The sequence below is a fragment of the Rickettsia endosymbiont of Cantharis rufa genome, from assembly GCF_964026445.1.
GTDB lineage: Bacteria > Pseudomonadota > Alphaproteobacteria > Rickettsiales > Rickettsiaceae > Rickettsia.
The window spans coordinates 103,290-122,545 of the sequence record NZ_OZ032150.1 but is presented as its reverse complement, the minus strand read 5'-3'; the positions used below and the strand labels follow the sequence as shown (position 1 = coordinate 122,545).

Genomic DNA, 19,256 nt, shown 5'->3' with positions numbered 1-19,256 from the left:
ATATGGCGCAATTCATAACTATACCAGATCTTACGGATTATCAAGTTACTTTGAAATTAATGGAAGACTATGTTAATAAGGTAATTAATGCTAATGAACCCGAGATTGTTTATTTACTAGAACATTCTGAAGTATATACCGCCGGTACTAATTATAAACAAGAAGAACTATTAAATTACGGTGATATTCCGGTAATTTATACAGGTCGTGGCGGTAAATTTACTTTTCATGGGCCGGGTCAGCGTGTTATTTATCCAATTCTTAATTTAGCTTTACCAAATCGCCATAAAGATTTAAAGCTATATATAAAAATGCTTGAAGAGTGGATTATAAATAGCTTAAATTATTTTGGAATTAAAACATATATTATTAAAAATAAAGTAGGAATTTGGGTAAAAGTAAGGAAAGATAAATTTGCTAAAATTGCTGCAATAGGAGTTAGAGTAAGAAGATGGGTCACATATCACGGTATAGCTATAAATATTTCAACAGATTTGAGTAAGTTTGGTGGGATTATTCCTTGTGGACTTGAAAATTCTTTAGTAACATCTTTAAATAAGTTGGGAATTTATATTGAAATGCCTGAATTTGATAAAATTATTCAAACTGAATTTAGCAAAATATTTAAATGATCAAAAAATTTTTACTCACAATTTTAGCAATTTTTGCTTTTTGGATAGGTAGTTTTGGTTATTATATATATTTAATAAATTCTTATAAGCTTAACAGTAATACTACTAGTGCAATAATAGTATTTGCAGGAGGAGGGCGTAAAATTGAAACCGGTATTGCTTTGCTTAAGGCCGGTTATGCACCTATATTATTTATTACCGGTATAGAATCTGCGGAGCAATTAAAAAATTTGCTAAAAGAGCATAGCGCGATAGAACAACGAGTAGTACTTGCTCCGAATAAAATAACTTCTGAAGAAGATAGTGTTAAGAAAGCGGTTGATTTTATTGTGACTTATAATCTTACTTCAGTAATTTTAGTAGAGCATAATTATAATATGCCCTTTGTGCTAAATAAGCTTGAAAAAGCGACTTCTTCTTCTAGAAATATCTATATAGTACCATATCCTGTTTTTTCCAAACAAAAATATGATGTATTATTTAAATCCTATCATCGTTACTTAATGAGTATAATAAACTGATATCCACTTTGTGCCTCGTTGTTCGTCGTCTCTCCTATTATTATATGCTTCGCTCCTTACGCCTGTCACAAAGTGGGTATCAGTTTATTATACATATAAACTTCTTGCTCTTTTTCAAATTAAACTTCGTCTACCGATTCTTCATTTACTCAAAGTATATATACTACTCCTTACTCTTTTCTAGTACAATATTTTAGAACTATTACGCCAAATAATGCGGAAATTAAAGAGCCTATTATTACTGCGGCTCTCATAGAGTTTGAAGGGCAACTACTCTCAAACGTAATACTACCTATAAACAAACTTAAGGTAAATCCAATTCCTCCAAGGATAGATACAGAATAAAATTTTAACCATGAGGTATCACTTGGTAAATTACAGAATTTAAATTTCACAAATGGATATGAAAATAACATAATGCCTAATTGTTTGCCTATAAATAAACCAGATATTATCCCGTAAACTAAAGCAAGTATTGAATTAGAGCAAGTGCCTTTAAATACAAAATATTCTAAAAGAATACCGGAATTCATAAATACAAAAAGAGGTAAAATAAAGTAATTTACAAAAGGTCGAGTTAAGTTTTCAAGTTTTTTGAAAGAAGTGTTAAATTCTCCTTTTATATTAACTGGTATGAAAAGTGCTATTATAGCTCCGCATAGAGTACCGTGAATGCCGGACTCCACCATACTTACCCATAACAAAACACCTACAATTATATAATAAAATAGCTGTTTAACTTGTCGATAATTCAATATAAGCAAGATGAATATGATTGCAGAGGAGATTAATAATGCCGGAGTATTGATTGTTTTAGTATAAAACAAGGCTAGTATAATTAATGCAAAAGCATCGTCAATTAATGAAAAACCTATAATAAAAGCCCGTAATTCTAAGGATATATGTCGGCTGAAGAAAGATAAAATACCGAGGACAAAAGCAGTATCGGTTGCTATAGGAATAGCCCAGCCTTTTATTAAATCTGGTTTATCATAATTAAAAAACATGTATACTAGGGCAGGAACTACCACACCACCAAGTGCCGCTGCCGTAGGCAATATTAGTTTTTTTTTATTTTTATATTCACCTTCTACTAGATGAAATTTCATTTCTAAACCTATTAACAAGAAGAAGAAAGTCATGAGACCGTCATTGACTAATTCTATAAAAGTTGTTTGTAAACTTACGTTTCCTATTGTTAAAGAGATTTTGCTGTAAATAAAAGAAGAATAATATTTTGCTAGGAAAATATTGTTGCTGACGATTATTGCTAAGGTAAAGGCAATAATTAATAATATACCGGCAAAAGTACCGGACTTAATTAATTCTCTTAATTGATTATTTATACGCATGATTTAATACTGATTATAACAAGGTGATAATAATAAGTTATTTAAATTCATTAAGAAAGTCAAAAATCTATATAAATCCATAGCAATAATTTATTTTTTAGTGAGATAAAAGTTGTTTTTTGTTTTTCTATAAGCTTGTATAGTAACTGTAAGAAGATATATAAATAATACTAATGCACATCAACTACCTAAAAAACTTAATCAGTTTTAAGTCTGTAACTCCTGAGAGTGCTGGGGCTATTGAGTATATTGACGGTTTGCTTAAAAAACACGGCTTTAAGACTGAAATAAGGATATTCGGTGAGGCAGAAGAGCAGGTGACTAACCTTTGTGCCGTGTATGGTAACGGCAAACCTAATATTTGCTTTGTCGGGCATGTAGATGTAGTACCTGCGGGCGATTATCATCTTTGGCATAATGCGAGCCCATTTAAGGCTCATGAGCAAGAGGGAAAGATATACGGCAGAGGAGTTGTTGACATGAAAGGGACTATAGCGTGCTTTTTAGCAGCTAGCTTAGATTTTATAAAAAATAATACTGATTTTAAAGGTTCTGTTAGTTTTTTACTTACTAGTGATGAAGAGGGGAAAGCAAAGCACGGTACTAAAGAAATGCTACAGTATATTTATGATCAAGGGCAAAAAATCGACTTTGCTATTGTCGGTGAGCCTACTTGCGAAAAAGAGATAGGCGATACAATTAAAATCGGCAGAAGAGGAAGCGTTAACTTTAAATTAAATATAGAGGGCTTAGGCGGACATGTAGCTTATCCTCATAAAGCAAATAACCCGTTGCCTTGTTTAATAAGAATATTAAACGAGTTAATAAATATAAAACTTGATGAAGGGACAGAATTTTTTCAAAGTTCAAATCTTGAAGTGGCGAATATCAATGTCGGTAATAATACTCTAAATGTAATTCCTGCAAATGCGGAAGCATCTTTCAATATACGTTTTAATAATTTACATAATGCAGAAGATTTAGCAAAATCGATAGAACAAATTGTTGAACGATATTGCAAAGAATATAAAGTAGATTATAACCTAGAATATAGTAGTTCTGCTGAAAGTTTTATTCAGAATCCTAACGATAAAATAAAAGAATTTGCTGATATAGTAGAGAGGACGTTAAAAATAAAGCCTGAATTCTCTACAAGCGGCGGTACGTCGGATGCAAGATTTGTCAAAGATTATTGCTCCTTAGTGGAGTTCGGTTTATTATCCGAAACAGCACATAAAATAAATGAATCCACCAAAATTAACGATTTACAAAAATTATATGATGTGTATTATAATTTTTTGATGGAAGTACTTTGATGTCATTGTTGTGTGGATCAGAAAACGTCATTGCGAGCAGCCGCAGGCTGTGCGGCAATCTCATAGAATAATAACAAATTCCTGAGATTGCTTCGTCAATTACTATGCAATTTCCTCGCAATGACAAAAAAACTGAACCACGCAACAATACCTTACGGTAACGACATTGTCATATGCGGATGTGATGGAACTGGTAGACATGCAAGATTTAGGTTCTTGTGCCGCAAGGTGTGGGGGTTCAAGTCCCTTCATCCGTACCATTCTTTAGTTTTTATAACTTTAATTTTATAGTTCTTAAGTTAAATCTATTAATTACCTTGGGGTTGCTTGTATACTAAATAATAAATTAAGCTTCTTAATATTTAAGATAATTTTTTAATTTAATAAGAGTGTAGCTATGAATCCACCTCTCAACAATGAGACCGACCGAAAGTGAAGTAACAGAAGTTTCTTCTCAAACCGCTGCTTCCCAAGAACCGATAGCTACCGCGCAACTACCTTTACATCAACCTTATCTGTAAAAATAAACCAGTTGGAAAATAAGAAAGAGGGTAAAGAAGAAAAAGAAAACTTGAAAGATTTTTGAAAAGTTTAACTGATTGATCTATCAACACTTTTCCGAACAGTTGTTTAAGCGCAATTTTGTATCTCTTCATATCTTACTGGTGATAAATAATCGTTAGCAGAATACATTCTGATACGGTTATAAAATACCTCTATATATTCAAATATGGCATATTTTGCTTCCTCCTTAGTTTTAAATTTATATTGATACATTAATTCTGTTTTTATAGTATGAAAGAAACTTTCAGCAACAGCATTATCCAAGCAATTTCCTTTACGACCCATACTCTGTTTGATACCATGTTGTTTTATAATTTTTAAATGACTATCAGAACAATATTGACTACCTCTATCAGTATGCCAAATAAGCCCTTTTGCTGGTTTACGTTGCCATATTGCCATTAATAAAGCATTATTAACCAAATCAGCTCTCATGTTATTACTCATAGACCATCCTATAATTTTTCTAGAAAATAGATCAATAACAGTTGCTAAATATAGCCAGCCTTCACCAGTTGGCACATAGGTTATGTCTCCAACCCAATAACAATTAGCAGCATAAACTGTAAACTCTCTATTTAATAAATTAGGAGCAATTTGCTTATTATGATTAGAGTCAGTAATGGCTTTAAATTTACGTTTAGTTTTACATAGCAAATTAGCTTCTTTTATTAGTCTTGCAATGCGTCTCCTACTAGCAGTTATATCTTGCCGTGATAGTTCCTTTTTAATAGGTCTAGTTCCATAATTACCTCTACCTTCTTTAAAGATAATTTCAATTCTGTTTGTTAATTCATTACCTTCTTTAACCCTATTACATCCAAGATTATTTAACCATTCATAATAACCATTACGTGATACTTTCATAAATTTACACATAGCAGAAATGGAAAAATTACCTCTGTTTTCCTTTATCCATGCGTACCTTATTGGGATTCTTTTGCAAAGTACGCGGCAGCCTTTTTAATAGATCACGTTCTTGTGTTACTCTATCTAGTTCTTCTTCAATCTCCTTAATTCATCATACAGATGTTCTTCATATCTCATTACTTCCTTGAGTTTTGAATGTTTATTAACCCAATTATATAGACTATACTTCGTAATTCCTAGTTCTCTAGCTGTTTGAGCAAAAGGTTGCTTAGACTCAATAGCTAATCTAATCGCTGATTCTTTAAATTCAGCTGGATATATCTTTGGCTCTATATCCGGCATTTTTATCCCTACTGTTAATATCGTCTATTATTAACTTTCTGGAAAACTATAGCTGCCATCACTTGACTTCTACAAAATATGCGTCACAGGCTCGACAGAACCATCCAGCATACTTAATTCATGCTCCTGCAATGCGAGTAGTTGTGATACTAATGCTTGTCCTTCTAAATTTTGCCACTGCTGTAACTGTTCTAAGGTCAGAATTTGTTTGTTCGATCTAGTAAAATCAATCAGACTGCTATAAGCATTATGATTTAATTCACTGAAATCATTTAACGACGTTAATACCTTTTGAAATAACATATGTTGTGTCACATTATTAGGAATACCTTGCACATTGTTATCTAATTCTGGAAATGGTAAGTATTTACTAGGTATCATATATGTTTTGCTATTTTGTACACTATTATTTGAAACTAGAATCTCATTTTGAGTGTTAGATAAAGTATCATAAGGTAAGGTGCTACGAAACTCTTGTATATTTTCTGAATTCTTGAATACGTTAAGCATTTCACCATAATGCACAACCTCAGCAAATTCTTCATCAGTTAATACATTTTTTTTAAGAATTCTAGCGATGTATTCACGTATTTTTTGTGCATCAAGACGCGTCAGATCTTGCGTAAAATCCAGATCCATATAATCTGCTCTGGCAAGTTTTAATACATGCTTCAATAATTCATTATAATTAACCATATAACCATTGAAATCAAACGCATTTGGCGTGTTTACATTATCATTAGAATCATTTACATCTATAAGTACAGAAGCTAATTTATTTAATATCTCCGCTACACAACTAGGGCCACCAGATGAATACATCGTTGCCGCATCAATCAACTCAATTGACAACCGACGCATAATATCTTGATAAATATTATTATCATTGGCAACCTTCTGTGTTAATGGAATCACTAATTCTGTCTCTATTGTTGTATCTGCCAACTTATAAATTTTGGTATCATGTAATATTTTTTGGATTTCTAAAGCTTTATCGCGTAATAATATAAAATATTGGTTTGCATTACTAGAGCAAATAAACTTTTTAAAATGGGTTAATAATGCTTGTTCATCATGTTGAGTATTTTTAATTTGCACTATATTGGTGTTGGACTTGCTTACATTTAACAACTCTTTAATAAAGCTATCACCTTGACCTATATTGCTACTACAATCTTTCAACTTCTGCTGCACTAGCTCTAGAAACAAGTGGATGAATTCTGAAGCTTTATTTTTATCATTATGCAGTAGTATTTTACTAAGCTCTTCTTTCAGGACATCTTTATGTTTTTGATGTTTTAGTTCTGCAATGATGTTGCCATTAGCAAATTTAGAATATACATCACTAATAGTATTAATACTATGAGAAGACTGTATATTTGCCGCCTCCTTTGCTAGAGAGCCATCACTACCATCCTCTTTGTAATCCACTCCATGTAATATAAGATGCTCGAGCATTTCTGGGTTTGTCCTATAGAAGGTTAAAATATTTTCATTGTGTGAATTAGTAACATTCAAATCTATCTTTGGATGCTGTGCTGAAATCTTAACATTATCATCGCATCCACGCCGAGCAGCGCTTAACAAAAAATGATGCTCGCGACTATTGACATCAATATTACTATCTATAAGCTTATCTAAAAGTAGATTAAATATAGTTACATCGCGACATCGGCCAATATATGGCAAAACTGTCTCGTCCAAACGCAATGGGGTGTGTTCTAGTAATAGATTTATCATTTCTACATTTTTATTTATTATAGCATCTATCATGGGGGTTTCTTTGACCATCAAACTGCGCTCCTAGGTCTAAAAAACGTTTTACCAATTGTGTATTATTACAATTTACTACCTTTTCTAAAAGTGAAATACCATGACCGTTAACTCTAAAGCCCAAATCTATGCCATTCTTAATTAATTTATTAATATATGCAAATTCCCGTTGTGACAAAGATATGTTTCTAATATGAGTCTTGAACAAGCACTGGTATATGGCATGAGATCTATCGTGGTCTGAGTAAAAGAATTTATGTATTTTGGATAAGAGGTTCATATAGTTTTCTTAGTGTTGGGATATTGCAAAAGATTTAAGCTGGTGTGCTAGAAATAAAAATCTATATTCATTACTGCCGACGAATATAACAGAACCATAAAACATGCTTCTTTTTATTCTAAAAAGGAGCATAATATATCTTGTTGGGAATCATACAAGTATAATATGAAATTGCCGTGTCATGCTGTGGAACTCGTCGCGAGTTAGCAATTTAAAAGCAGTTGAAATTTAAATGCTGCAGCAAAATTGATGTGATTCATAATGCTGCAATAATGCGACAGAGCTTTGCTATCTCATAAAGTATACTTTATGAGACGTATTAATTGTCAATGTGATTTATAAATAATATGTTATATAAATTTGACTAGATTAATAATTTAATATATGGCAAACAATGGATAAAATGTTAACTTGGAAATAAGGATGGGTGAACATATATTATGATATATCTTTTGTTTATTTATCTTTAAGTACAGTTTTATCAATAAGTATCAAAGTTAGGAGGCTATTATGAGTTTAGAAAATAATAAAGGCACTGTGGAACATACGAACGATAAATCAAGTAATCAATCTCATCAAACTAATTATGATAAAAATAATATACATAATAAGTCAGATAAGCTACAAACTGATAAAGATCAAAAAGACTGTAATAATAAAAATAAATACTAATATTGATGCAGCTATAGTTTTCCAGAAAGTTAATAATAGACGATATTAACAGTAGGGATAAAAATGCCGGATATAGAGCCAAAGATATATCCAGCTGAATTTAAAGAATCAGCGATTAGATTAGCTATTGAGTCTAAGCAACCTTTTGCTCAAACAGCTAGAGAACTAGGAATTACGAAGTATAGTCTATATAATTGGGTTAATAAACATTCAAAACTCAAGGAAGTAATGAGATATGAAGAACATCTGTATGATGAATTAAGGAGATTGAAGAAGAACTAGATAGAGTAACACAAGAACGTGATCTATTAAAAAGGCTGCCGCGTACTTTGCAAAAGAATCCCAATAAGGTACGCATGGATAAAGGAAAACAGAGGTAATTTTTCCATTTCTGCTATGTGTAAATTTATGAAAGTATCACGTAATGGTTATTATGAATGGTTAAATAATCTTGGATGTAATAGGGTTAAAGAAGGTAATGAATTAACAAACAGAATTGAAATTATCTTTAAAGAAGGTAGAGGTAATTATGGAACTAGACCTATTAAAAAGGAACTATCACGGCAAGATATAACTGCTAGTAGGAGACGCATTGCAAGACTAATAAAAGAAGCTAATTTGCTATGTAAAACTAAACGTAAATTTAAAGCCATTACTGACTCTAATCATAATAAGCAAATTGCTCCTAATTTATTAAATAGAGAGTTTACAGTTTATGCTGCTAATTGTTATTGGGTTGGAGACATAACCTATGTGCCAACTGGTGAAGGCTGGCTATATTTAGCAACTGTTATTGATCTATTTTCTAGAAAAATTATAGGATGGTCTATGAGTAATAACATGAGAGCTGATTTGGTTAATAATGCTTTATTAATGGCAATATGGCAACGTAAACCAGCAAAAGGGCTTATTTGGCATACTGATAGAGGTAGTCAATATTGTTCTGATAGTCATTTAAAAATTATAAAACAACATGGTATCAAACAGAGTATGGGTCGTAAAGGAAATTGCTTGGATAATGCTGTTGCTGAAAGTTTCTTTCATACTATAAAAACAGAATTAATGTATCAATATAAATTTAAAACTAAGGAGGAAGCAAAATATGCCATATTTGAATATATAGAGGTATTTTATAACCGTATCAGAATGTATTCTGCTAACGATTATTTATCACCAGTAAGATATGAAGAGATACAAAATTGCGCTTAAACAACTGTCCGGAAAAGTGTTGACAGATCATTTCCGTAGTGCTAAGATCACTATTGTCGGTATCGAAAATATTCGCATGATTCAAAAAGGATAGATGATAGGAGCTAGTAATCAAGTATCTACTTTTGAGAACTTTACAATGCTCATGGCATCATAACATCTAAAATCTTAGATTTGAGGGCAAATCTTAAACATGTGTAATAGATGCAATAAAGCCCTTTAAAGTCATTAATGAGTAGAGATATAGCTAGCACAATAGAAAATCTGTGATTTATTATGGACGAGCTTTCTGCTCTTGGTAAAATCAGTAGCTTAGGTACAGCACTTGTAGAAAGTAGAAAATATGGTGGGTGCTTTGTTACGGATATTCAGAATACATTTCAGCTCGATAAAATATATGGCTCTGCTGCAGCTAATGATTTACTTGATCTGTTTAATTCTAAATTCATTTTCCGTGTCGGTGATCAGCAAATAGCACATAGATCGGCAATGATGCTAGGTGAGCAAGAAATATGAAAGACCCAAGAAAGCCCGCCTTATGGCTCAAATACTATTAGAGATGGCATGAATATTAACACTATAGAACAAGAGAAAATGTAGGTATTACCTGCTAAAATCATGTCCCTGCCTAACTTATCGTGTTTTGTGAAATTAGCTGGACATTATCCGATTTCTAAACTAAAGATAAAATGAAATTAATTATTAATTAAAATATACGGATGTATAAATAGGTAAATGATGTCTGGAAATTATATTCATTACACAGAATTTAATATCAGTGAAGCAAAAAGTACTGGTGGAGTAACTGGTAGTAAGAAAGTAAATAAAAATGGTCAAGATTATCAGTTAAAACCATCTATTCTTGATGCATCATTTATTAGACGAACTAAAGCTAGTGGGACAGATCGTGAAAACTTTGGCGAGTTAATCGCTGCCACCATAAGTAAAAGTATAGTGGCGCAGGATCAAGATATGGGGCTTGTACCTGAAATATCATTAGTGTATGACCCTGATCACAAGAAAATATTGATTGCATCACAATATCTCTCAAATGTCGTAGGTACACTAGATGTCTTTGCTAAAGAAGATAAAAAGGTGATGATTTCCGATAGACATGTTAAAGTTTCGGCAGAATTGGAGATAAAAGATAATTTAAATTTAGGACCCAAACAAACAATACATCTAGGACCTAATAATAGCAATGCAATTCTTCGACAAGATCTAGCTCGATCTATAGCATTATCCGTTCTTTGTGGTGATCATGATGTGAATCCAGGTAATATGTTGGTTGTGAAAGATCAGAATGGTAACAACAGAATAGCAAGAATTGATTTTGGACATGCTTTTAACGATTTACTAAATACATATAGAGTATTTGGTGGGGTAGTACGTAATAAAAATAATTTAGTATTAGATTTTCTGAATAGGGAAGAACTCGCTGGTTTTCCGGTTGCTGAAACTAAGTTATGGAGAGATTACCAGGGTATTGTGCCATCACAAGAACTGATAGATGCTTTTAAAGAACTTGGTAACTCTGATGGACTTAAACAAGGTTTAACAAATGCTAAAGGTACTTTCCAAAAATTAATAAATGATTTGTTAAAAAATGCTGAAGAAAATCAAAATGTTTTAAATCATATTAAAAATTCACTAATAGCTATTAATAATAATATTAGCCATGATAAGATTTCAGTAGCAGCTAATATAAAAGATGTTTTAAATAGAAGTTTTAAAAATATTGGTGGGTTTTATAAGGAAAATCAAGAACAGGTGCTTGATATCGCGAAATTAATGGATATACAGCTTAAAATTGATGAAGTAATTACAAAAAAGAAAAGCCATCAAGCAGTAGACAAAACTTTAGTAGACTTTATCCAAGATACCTATGCAAAGTTATTAGATGAACCAGGTATTGGTGATGGTGAAAAGCTGCAATGGGTAAAATCAAGCCGCAATATTACAGGTTTTAAAGGAACATTGGGTGAATTTGTAAAAAGAAGAGCTCTGAATTTAGGTGTTATGGTTGAGGGAGAAATTAATGATATCGATAATTTTATAAAAAGGGAGGAGATACTAAATCCTATTATTAGAGATGTAGTGAATGAAAGTTCATTAGTAGCATCTTTTCTAGATAAGTCTATTCACATTTATCTTGAAAACAAGGGACAGGAAGATACAGGACATATTACATCTTCAGAAGTTAGAAATGATACAAAACAACGGTTACAATTAAGCTTAAAATCATTGCAATCAGAAACTTTGATCAAAGTAGATACTATTGAAATGACGACATCCTATCAAGCTATACAAGAAATAGCAGAACAACTTCAAGAGAATATAGGTGATTATGTTGATATAATGGATCGAAGGCTTACCGAAGCAAGAGATGAGGCGTTAAAAAAACAAGGGGTTGATCCCAAAAAAGCTGAGCCAAAAGAATTAATAGAGGCGATGCAACAAGTATTTACTGATAATATCTATACTAAAATGAGTAAAGATATAATAAATAAAGGGTATTTAATCCATGATGGTGATACAATATGGAAATTATTGTCCAATTTCTGTTCTTTTATAGGTTTAACAAAACTCGGGAGGTTTTTTGACAAAAAGAATGGGGAAGCCAGAGTACACATTATGGCGAAAAATATAGGTGTTAAAATTCATCCAATAGCAAAAATAGATAATGTTATTAAAAAAGATAAAAGAGATTTTGTTAAGATAGTAACGGACAAAAATAGGAATAAACGCGCGGATTCATCCAGAGACAAGATTTAAGCTGGGGTAAATTAGCTGCAATAGCTGAGATTCAATCTTACATTTAGTAAAATAAGATAAGTATTAAATAGAGGATTAGAAATGAATCTAAATCAAAAAATAATAAAGCCAAAAATAGGATTACTGGGATTAGCTAGGAGTCTTGGAAGTATATCGTCAGCGTGTAAAGCTATGGGATACAGCAGGGACAGTTATTATATGTTCAAAGAGCTATATGAAACTGGAGGAGAAGAGGCGTTATATGAGATTAGCCGGAAGAAGCCAATTATAGCAAATAGAGTTGATCCTGCGGTAGAGAGAGTAGTATTAGATATGGCGGTAGAATACCCAGCTTATGGTCAGATGCGAGTATCAAATGAGCTTAAAAAGACTGGTATTCTTGTATCACCTGGGGGGTTAGATCAATTTGGCTACGTAATGATTTAAATAATATCAATAAAAGACTTAAAGCATTAGAAGTAAAAATGGCTCAGGATGGTATTGTTCTTACCGAAGCTCAGTTACAAGTATTAGAGAAACGGCGTAGCGAGAAAGAAGCTCATGGAGAAATAGATACACAGCATCCAGATTATCTAGGATGCCAAGACACATATTATGTAGGTAATTTTAAAGGTATAGACAAGGTATATTCTCAGGTATTTATTGATAGCTATACTAGGGTTACAGATGCTAAATTATATACTGATAAAACAGCTCTTACCGCTACTGACATGCTTAATGATAGAGTACTGCCGTGGTATGAGAGTCAGCAAATACCAGTACTTCGTATTCTAACTGATAGAGGTGGTAAATATAAGGGCAATATAGAGTATCATGCTTTTGAATTGTTCTTAAGCATTGAGGGTATTGAGTATACTACTACTAAAGCATATTCTCCTCAAACAAATGGTATGTGTGAACGCTTTAATAAAACTATGAAACAAGAATTCTTTGATACAGCTATGCGTAAAAAGATTTATACTGATCTTGATGATCTACAACTAGATCTTGATATTTGGTTAGAGCATTACAATAACGAAAGATCACATTCCGGTAAATATCGCTATGGTAAAACGCCTATGCAGGCTTTTATGGATAGTAAAAAGTTAGATGTTGAAAAGAATAACGAAATCTTATATCTTGAATACTCATCTGACAGTCATAACTTATCAGACATTCAGATATAGTTTTTATAGTGTCTGTAGGATTAAATCTTGACTTTTACAAATAACTTATTTCCTCAGTCAACAGCTGTTCCAAATAAAGGCCGTGCCCCCGTATTGCAGCTTAGCATGAATAGTCTATAATCCTCAAACAGTAATAAGAGAGAATTATAGTTAAGGAGTTATGACAAGAATAGATGTTAAGTGTAGATATTGTAACGACACAGAAAAAGTAGTAAAGGCGGGATATTCAATTTCAAAACAACAGAGATATCAATGCAAGCAGTGTAATCGATATTTTTAACTGTAATATATTAATAATGCCTCTAAGCCTGGAGTCAAGACTCAGATAGTAGATATGTCAATCAATGGCTCTGGAGTTAGGGATACAGTAAGAGTATTAAAAGTGGGTATCAATACGGTTATCCGTGTTTTAAAAAAAATCTAGCGTTAAAAAAGATAAATCATTCTATCAATACGATAGAAGTAATTATTGCTCCTGAAATAGATGAACAATGGTCTTATGTACAGAATAAATCCAAACAAAGATGGCTTTGATATTCTTTGGATAAGATTTTGTTAAAAGTAGTTGCTTATACTTTTGGTACAAGATGTGATAGCACATCAGAATCATTACTGAAAAAAAACCGGAGGATTTTAAGGTTACTTTTTATTTTACAGATGGATGGGGAAGTTATGCTGGGTTATTAGATCCCAAAAAACACATTGTTAGTAAAAAATATACTCAACGGATAGAACGGGGTAACTTAAATCTTAGAACAAGATGCAAAAGACTGACACGTAAAACAATTTGTTTTTCCAAGTCATTGGATATTCATGATAAAGTCATCGGAACTCTTATTGAACGTATAGCCTTTTAATATCCACATCTGTAAAATGGAGGTGCGACTCAAAATATATTGGAGGCATTATGAACCTGCAGCACCAACGTATAGCAGAGATGTGCCACTCATTAAATCTTGTTCAGGTAGCTGAAAATTATTTTGATATCGCACAGTCCTCTAGTAAAGAAGACTCAAGTTATACGGATTTCCTTGAGTCAATATTAAAAACAGAGTTGTTGGCGCGACAAAATAGGAGTAAATCAATACTCACAAGAATGGCAGACTTTCCTGCTATAAAAACGCTGGATGATTTTGACTATGATTTTGCTACAGGAGTCAAACGCAAGGTTCTGGAAAATCTAAGTTCCCTATCTTTTGTAGAAAGACAAGAAAACATTATTTTGCTTGATCCTTCTGGAGTAGGAAAAACACATATAGCTATTGCCCTTGGTTATGCAGCTACGCAATGTGGAATCAAGACTAAATTTATAACAGCTGCGGATTTAATGCTCGTACTTAATGCAGGACTAAATCAGGGAAATCTAGGCGCTATACTTAAAAAAGTCATCCTTCCATACAAATTACTCATAGTAGACGAATTTGGGTATCTGCCATTAAAACAGGAACAAGCTAATCCATTATTTCAGGTTATAGCAAAGCGTTATGAGAAAGATAGTATAATTCTTACAAGTAATCTTCCATTTGGACAATGGCACAATAATCTTGCTCAGGATAGTGCTCCTACAGCTGCTATCTTAGATCGTCTGCTCCATCATTCCACGATACTCAATATTAAAGGGGATAGTTTCAGACTTAGAAATAAAAAGAAAGCTGGTCTTGTATCAATAGAGGTGATTAATAAACAGGAGGATAATCTTATGACTTAAATATCAAATGATTTCTTATTATACTGTATCAATTTTCAAACAGTATATATTAAAATTATGTATCATTTTTCGACCGCTGTTGACAATATAAATGCAAATAATTTATAGGTCCAATTATTATGTGGAATCAAATAAAGGCGGTTAGCAGTACACTACTTGGGAGTCCCAAACAGGAATGAGTGTCTAAAAATGTAAATGATTTTTTGACAGAATATTTTAATAATCTTTTGATAAAAAAACACACTCCAAACTTAGGTATTTTTGAAGAATGCAATGTTTCAGAAAAATTACATAATGTTAATCTTGATAAGATATTAACTTCAAGCAAGTATTCCATATCTAATCATTATGAAGATATTATAGATTAGCTTTCTAATAATACTCGTTCAATATTCAATAAAAAATTAGTAAAGCCAAGTAGCGAGCTTACAGAGTTTATTTCTATAGCTACTTTAGATTTTAGTAATAATGCTTTTATAACAAAAAATGTACAATATATAGCGAATTATTTAAGAAATAACAAGACTATTAGGCAGGTATATTTAGATAATTGCGGTATAAATGATGAGCAGGTAAAAATTTTAGCTGAGGTACCTAGGCTTAACAAAACAATAACCAAACTCTCTTTGATACATAATAAAGAAATAACTAATGTTGGGATAAAAACCCTATTGCAAATAAAAGGAAATGGTGTCCTAGAGGTAGTAATTTCTTATGCCGGCATAAATATAAATATTTTTGATGATGATTCAATAGAGACATATTCAGAAAAAATACAGAAAGAAAGTGCATTAGATGTGGAGATCACGAATAAAAACTTGCAACCTCTTGCAAATTTTTATCATTTGGAAAGACCAATGATAAAAGATGGTAATAAGCTTTTGAAATTAATCGCAGAAAGTCATAATGAAATTACTAAAACAATAAATATTATAAAGAAACTAATTGTAATGATAGGGATGAACGGAGTAGGAGCGACTACTCTTAGATGTTTTTTAAGCGTACAAAATTAATGGGGGGCGAGGACTGCTCTTTATATACGAAAGAACAGGAATATAATAAAAAAATACACCATAAAGCAGGTAATGAATATAAGGGTGTTAATAACTTTTTTATATCTGATAATGAAGTTGGAATTAATATTATAGAATGTCCTGGGATTCATAATATGTAGAAATCAAGATCTAATCCTACAGACACTATAAAAATTATATCTGAATGTCTGATAAGTTATGACTGTCAGATGAGTATTCAAGATATAAGATTTCGTTATTCTTTTCAACATCTAACTTTTTACTATCCATAAAAGTCTGCATAGGCGTTTTACCATAGCGATATTTACCGGAATGTGATCTTTCGTTATTGTAATGCTCTAACCAAATATCAAGATCTAGTTGTAGATCATCAAGATCAGTATAAATCTTTTTACGCATAGCTGTATCAAAGAATTCTTGTTTCATAGTTTTATTAAAGCGTTCACACATACCATTTGTTTGAGGAGAATATGCTTTAGTAGTAGTATACTCAATACCCTCAATGCTTAAGAACAATTCAAAAGCATGGGTCACGCCCCCGTATTGCAGCTTAGCATGAATAGTCTATAATCCTCAAACAGTAATAAGAGAGAATTATAGTTAAGGAGTTATGGCAAGAATATATGTTAAGTGTAGATCAAGAATAGATGTTAAGTGTAGATATTGTAACGACACAGAAAAAGTAGTAAAGGCGGGATATTCAATTTCAAAACAACAGAGATATCAATGCAAGCAGTGTAATCGATATTTTTAACTGTAATATATTAATAATGCCTCTAAGCCTGGAGTCAAGACTCAGATAGTAGATATGTCAATCAATGGCTCTGGAGTTAGGGATACAGTAAGAGTATTAAAAGTGGGTATCAATACGGTTATCCGTGTTTTAAAAAAATCTAGCGTTAAAAAAGATAAATCATTCTATCAATACGATAGAAGTAATTATTGCTCCTGAAATAGATGAACAATGGCCTTATGTACAGAATAAATCCAAACAAAGATGGCTTTGGTATTCTTTGGATAAGATTTTGTTAAAAGTAGTTGCTTATACTTTTGGTACGAGATGTGATAGCACATCAGAATCATTACTGAAAAAAAAACCGGAGGATTTTAAGGTTACTTTTTACTTTACAGATGGATAGGGAAGTTATGCTAGGTTATTAGATCCCAAAAAACACATTGTTAGTAAAAAATATACTCAACGGATAGAACGGGGTAACTTAAATCTTAGAACAAGATGCAAAAGACTGACACGTAAAACAATTTGTTTTTCCAAGTCATTGGATATTCATGATAAAGTCATCGGAACTCTTATTGAACGTATAGCATTTAATACCCACATCTGCAAAATGGAGGTGCGACTCTGTATTTACTGATACATCTACTTCTCTTGATATACTTCTTAGGCTCGTGTCTTGTTTATTTAATATTTTTATTTCCATTATTTGCTCCAGTATTATCATTATTTTTTACCTTCTTACCCAGAAGATATTACTTTAATACTGTATCAATTTTTATCCGTTGTGCTGTATCATTTTACTTCCGTTGCTAACATATAACAAAACTACCGAATAGAGTCAAAGAGTTTTTAACAGAAACAGCTATCAGAGTTGCAATTAGCAGCGGTTTTATCAAGGGGAGAAGAGGATTAACCGGCTGTTCGTTTGCACAAGCATTAGTATTGGGTAATTTGAGTGATGCTGATTGTAACATAGAAAGAATGTGTCAATTATTACATGAAGAATCAGTAATAATAAGTAAGCAAGGCCTAGATTTCAGATTTAGTAACTCTGCAGTGGATTTTATGAGGAGTATGTATGAGAAAATATCGGTTTATTTGCAAATAGTTTTAAGCTTGATTGCGGGATATTACAGAAATTTAATAACGTTAAGTTACTTGATAGCAGCAATATAAAATTGCCCGACAATATGGAAAGATTATATAAGGGGCATGGGTCAGGATTTAAGGATCATGAGCGTAGAGTAAAAGCTTCGATCAAGCTGCACATTATATAATTATTCAACACAAACAATAAGTAACATAGATATTCTTGCGGGGGCACGATCAGATCAAGGTTATAAAGATTATTTACAGGATATTAATCCTAATGATTTATTGATAGCAGATTTAGGGTATTTTGTTCCTAAGTCTTTTAGTTCCTTAAGTGCTAAAGGCGCTTATTTTATTAGTCGTTACAAGACTGATACTAATATATATGATAGAGCTAGAAATAAATTAGATTTACTTGAGTTATTAGAGAAAGTAACTTTTTGACAAGGTGATATTTTACTTAGCAAGGAATCATTACTACCGGTTAGGATCGTCTGCCATAAGCTTACAAAAGAACAATCTGATATCAGGAAAAGGAAGGCGAATACACTTGCAAAAGCACGTGGCTATAAGTCTTCTCAAAGAAATCAAAATTTACTTGATTGGTCAATATTTATTACTAATATTCCTGAGAGTCAAGTCAGTATCAAGCATATAGCAACGATATATAGAGCAAGATGGCAAATTGAGTTATTATTTAGGTTATATAAAAGTCATTTTAAATAGAATCTCTTAAAGGAAAAAGTGATTCATCTAGGGTATTATGTGAGCTTTATGCTAAGCTATGTGGCATTATAATTTTTCATGCTATATCTAACTGCCTTATATCAAAAATAAATCAGGAAGTTAGCATGACTAAGGCTTTTCTAGAATTTAAAAGGCGAGTACCAGAACTAACTTTGACGTTTAAAAAATCGATAAATAAGTTGAAAAACTTCTTTAAAAATTTACGAATAGCTTGGGTAAATTTTTGTTTAAAAGATAAATATAGGAAAACAAAAAAATCCACTTTATCTTCTCTTAAACTTATAAGCACCCCTTAACTTGACGCGTATGATTACTTGGACAGAGCCCTGACAGTCATAACTTATCAGACTTCAGATATAATTTTTATAGTGTCTGTAAGATTAGATCTTGACTTCTACAAATAATACGCTCTACCCTCACGCTTGTCACCAAATGGGGCTGAATTACTATAAGGATAAGATTCTTAA

General features: G+C 32.0%; 16 protein-coding genes, 1 tRNA gene and 5 pseudogenes. 17 read left to right on the top strand and 5 right to left on the bottom strand.

Going from position 1 to position 19,256, the window contains the following annotated elements; all coding sequences use genetic code 11:
* Positions 1-2: 2 nt before the first annotated feature.
* On the top strand, positions 3-632 hold the full coding sequence (gene lipB, locus AAGD46_RS00660; RefSeq protein ID WP_341787362.1) for a lipoyl(octanoyl) transferase LipB: 630 nt from the start codon (positions 3-5) through the stop codon (positions 630-632).
* Positions 629-1,153 carry a YdcF family protein gene (locus AAGD46_RS00655; RefSeq protein ID WP_341787361.1) on the top strand — a complete coding sequence of 175 codons (525 nt, stop codon included), beginning with the start codon at positions 629-631 and terminating at the stop codon, positions 1,151-1,153. Before lipB ends, AAGD46_RS00655 begins: the two co-directional genes overlap by 4 nt.
* A gap of 170 nt (positions 1,154-1,323) precedes the next feature.
* Here AAGD46_RS00655 and nhaA read toward each other — a convergent pair whose 3' ends face one another.
* Positions 1,324-2,505 (bottom strand): Na+/H+ antiporter NhaA, encoded by a 1,182-nt coding sequence (nhaA, locus tag AAGD46_RS00650; protein ID WP_341787359.1) that lies wholly within the window; start codon positions 2,503-2,505, stop codon positions 1,324-1,326.
* A gap of 173 nt (positions 2,506-2,678) precedes the next feature.
* Between nhaA and dapE the strand changes: the two genes are divergently transcribed.
* Positions 2,679-3,821 (top strand): succinyl-diaminopimelate desuccinylase, encoded by a 1,143-nt coding sequence (dapE, locus tag AAGD46_RS00645; protein ID WP_341787358.1) that lies wholly within the window; start codon positions 2,679-2,681, stop codon positions 3,819-3,821.
* 175 nt (positions 3,822-3,996) lie between these two features.
* Positions 3,997-4,081: transfer RNA gene (locus AAGD46_RS00640), tRNA-Leu, on the top strand.
* A gap of 370 nt (positions 4,082-4,451) precedes the next feature.
* Here the strand turns inward: AAGD46_RS00640 and AAGD46_RS00635 are convergent.
* From AAGD46_RS00635 to AAGD46_RS00625, 3 genes are all read right to left on the bottom strand, one after another.
* Positions 4,452-5,273 carry an IS3 family transposase gene (locus tag AAGD46_RS00635; RefSeq protein ID WP_341787859.1) on the bottom strand — a complete coding sequence of 274 codons (822 nt, stop codon included), beginning with the start codon at positions 5,271-5,273 and terminating at the stop codon, positions 4,452-4,454.
* Positions 5,274-5,378: 105 nt separating this feature from the next.
* Positions 5,379-5,597, bottom strand: a complete 219-nt coding sequence (locus AAGD46_RS00630) for a transposase (protein WP_341786903.1) — start codon at positions 5,595-5,597, stop codon at positions 5,379-5,381.
* Between the two features lie 69 nt (positions 5,598-5,666).
* Positions 5,667-7,388 carry a hypothetical protein gene (locus AAGD46_RS00625; RefSeq protein ID WP_341787357.1) on the bottom strand — a complete coding sequence of 574 codons (1,722 nt, stop codon included), beginning with the start codon at positions 7,386-7,388 and terminating at the stop codon, positions 5,667-5,669.
* Positions 7,389-8,160: 772 nt separating this feature from the next.
* On the opposite strand from AAGD46_RS00625, the gene AAGD46_RS00620 reads away from it, so the two are divergent.
* The 11 genes and pseudogenes from AAGD46_RS00620 to AAGD46_RS00570 all read left to right on the top strand — a co-directional run bounded on the left by AAGD46_RS00620 (position 8,161) and on the right by AAGD46_RS00570 (position 16,354).
* Positions 8,161-8,322: a hypothetical protein gene (locus tag AAGD46_RS00620; protein ID WP_341787356.1), complete on the top strand. Its 162-nt coding sequence runs from the start codon at positions 8,161-8,163 to the stop codon at positions 8,320-8,322.
* Positions 8,323-8,385: 63 nt separating this feature from the next.
* A complete protein-coding gene (locus tag AAGD46_RS00615; protein ID WP_341786903.1) occupies positions 8,386-8,604 on the top strand; it encodes a transposase in 219 nt (72 codons plus the stop codon).
* A 57-nt stretch (positions 8,605-8,661) separates the two neighbouring features.
* Positions 8,662-9,531 carry an IS3 family transposase gene (locus tag AAGD46_RS00610; RefSeq protein ID WP_341787868.1) on the top strand — a complete coding sequence of 290 codons (870 nt, stop codon included), beginning with the start codon at positions 8,662-8,664 and terminating at the stop codon, positions 9,529-9,531.
* 276 nt (positions 9,532-9,807) lie between these two features.
* A complete protein-coding gene (locus tag AAGD46_RS00605) occupies positions 9,808-10,047 on the top strand; it encodes a type IV secretion system DNA-binding domain-containing protein (protein ID WP_341787355.1) in 240 nt (79 codons plus the stop codon).
* 219 nt (positions 10,048-10,266) lie between these two features.
* On the top strand, positions 10,267-12,306 hold the full coding sequence (locus tag AAGD46_RS00600) for a hypothetical protein (protein WP_341787354.1): 2,040 nt from the start codon (positions 10,267-10,269) through the stop codon (positions 12,304-12,306).
* An 81-nt stretch (positions 12,307-12,387) separates the two neighbouring features.
* Positions 12,388-13,472, top strand: a pseudogene (locus tag AAGD46_RS00595) (IS481 family transposase).
* 160 nt (positions 13,473-13,632) lie between these two features.
* Positions 13,633-14,329 (top strand): annotated as a pseudogene (locus AAGD46_RS00590) (IS1 family transposase).
* A 50-nt stretch (positions 14,330-14,379) separates the two neighbouring features.
* Positions 14,380-15,180: an IS21-like element helper ATPase IstB gene (gene istB / locus AAGD46_RS00585; RefSeq protein WP_341787353.1), complete on the top strand. Its 801-nt coding sequence runs from the start codon at positions 14,380-14,382 to the stop codon at positions 15,178-15,180.
* Positions 15,181-15,359: 179 nt separating this feature from the next.
* Complete coding sequence (locus AAGD46_RS00580; RefSeq protein WP_341787352.1) at positions 15,360-15,548, top strand: hypothetical protein; 189 nt, start codon at positions 15,360-15,362, stop codon at positions 15,546-15,548.
* Positions 15,549-15,806: 258 nt separating this feature from the next.
* Positions 15,807-16,193, top strand: a complete 387-nt coding sequence (locus AAGD46_RS00575) for a hypothetical protein (RefSeq protein WP_341787351.1) — start codon at positions 15,807-15,809, stop codon at positions 16,191-16,193.
* Positions 16,169-16,354: a hypothetical protein gene (locus AAGD46_RS00570; RefSeq protein WP_341787350.1), complete on the top strand. Its 186-nt coding sequence runs from the start codon at positions 16,169-16,171 to the stop codon at positions 16,352-16,354. The genes AAGD46_RS00575 and AAGD46_RS00570 overlap by 25 nt, the downstream gene beginning before the upstream one ends.
* A 34-nt stretch (positions 16,355-16,388) precedes the next feature.
* Here AAGD46_RS00570 and AAGD46_RS00565 read toward each other — a convergent pair.
* Positions 16,389-16,742, bottom strand: a pseudogene (locus AAGD46_RS00565) (integrase core domain-containing protein); the annotation flags it as partial.
* An 82-nt stretch (positions 16,743-16,824) separates the two neighbouring features.
* Here AAGD46_RS00565 and AAGD46_RS00560 point away from each other — a divergent pair.
* Positions 16,825-17,587 (top strand): annotated as a pseudogene (locus AAGD46_RS00560) (IS1 family transposase).
* 179 nt (positions 17,588-17,766) lie between these two features.
* A pseudogene (locus AAGD46_RS00555) lies at positions 17,767-19,085 on the top strand (IS4 family transposase).
* The last annotated feature ends 171 nt before the right edge of the window (positions 19,086-19,256 follow it).

Excerpts from the sequence above, each read along its gene's own strand:
- lipB (WP_341787362.1), top strand. The coding sequence starts at position 3 with ATGGCGCAATTCATAACTATACCAGATCTTACGGATTATCAAGTTACT.
- AAGD46_RS00655 (WP_341787361.1), top strand. The coding sequence starts at position 629 with ATGATCAAAAAATTTTTACTCACAATTTTAGCAATTTTTGCTTTTTGG.
- nhaA (WP_341787359.1), bottom strand. The coding sequence starts at position 2,505 with ATGCGTATAAATAATCAATTAAGAGAATTAATTAAGTCCGGTACTTTT.
- dapE (WP_341787358.1), top strand. The coding sequence starts at position 2,679 with ATGCACATCAACTACCTAAAAAACTTAATCAGTTTTAAGTCTGTAACT.
- AAGD46_RS00630 (WP_341786903.1), bottom strand. The coding sequence starts at position 5,597 with ATGCCGGATATAGAGCCAAAGATATATCCAGCTGAATTTAAAGAATCA.
- AAGD46_RS00625 (WP_341787357.1), bottom strand. The coding sequence starts at position 7,388 with ATGGTCAAAGAAACCCCCATGATAGATGCTATAATAAATAAAAATGTA.
- AAGD46_RS00620 (WP_341787356.1), top strand. The coding sequence starts at position 8,161 with ATGAGTTTAGAAAATAATAAAGGCACTGTGGAACATACGAACGATAAA.
- AAGD46_RS00615 (WP_341786903.1), top strand. The coding sequence starts at position 8,386 with ATGCCGGATATAGAGCCAAAGATATATCCAGCTGAATTTAAAGAATCA.
- AAGD46_RS00605 (WP_341787355.1), top strand. The coding sequence starts at position 9,808 with ATGGACGAGCTTTCTGCTCTTGGTAAAATCAGTAGCTTAGGTACAGCA.
- AAGD46_RS00600 (WP_341787354.1), top strand. The coding sequence starts at position 10,267 with ATGATGTCTGGAAATTATATTCATTACACAGAATTTAATATCAGTGAA.
- istB (WP_341787353.1), top strand. The coding sequence starts at position 14,380 with ATGAACCTGCAGCACCAACGTATAGCAGAGATGTGCCACTCATTAAAT.
- AAGD46_RS00570 (WP_341787350.1), top strand. The coding sequence starts at position 16,169 with ATGTTTTTTAAGCGTACAAAATTAATGGGGGGCGAGGACTGCTCTTTA.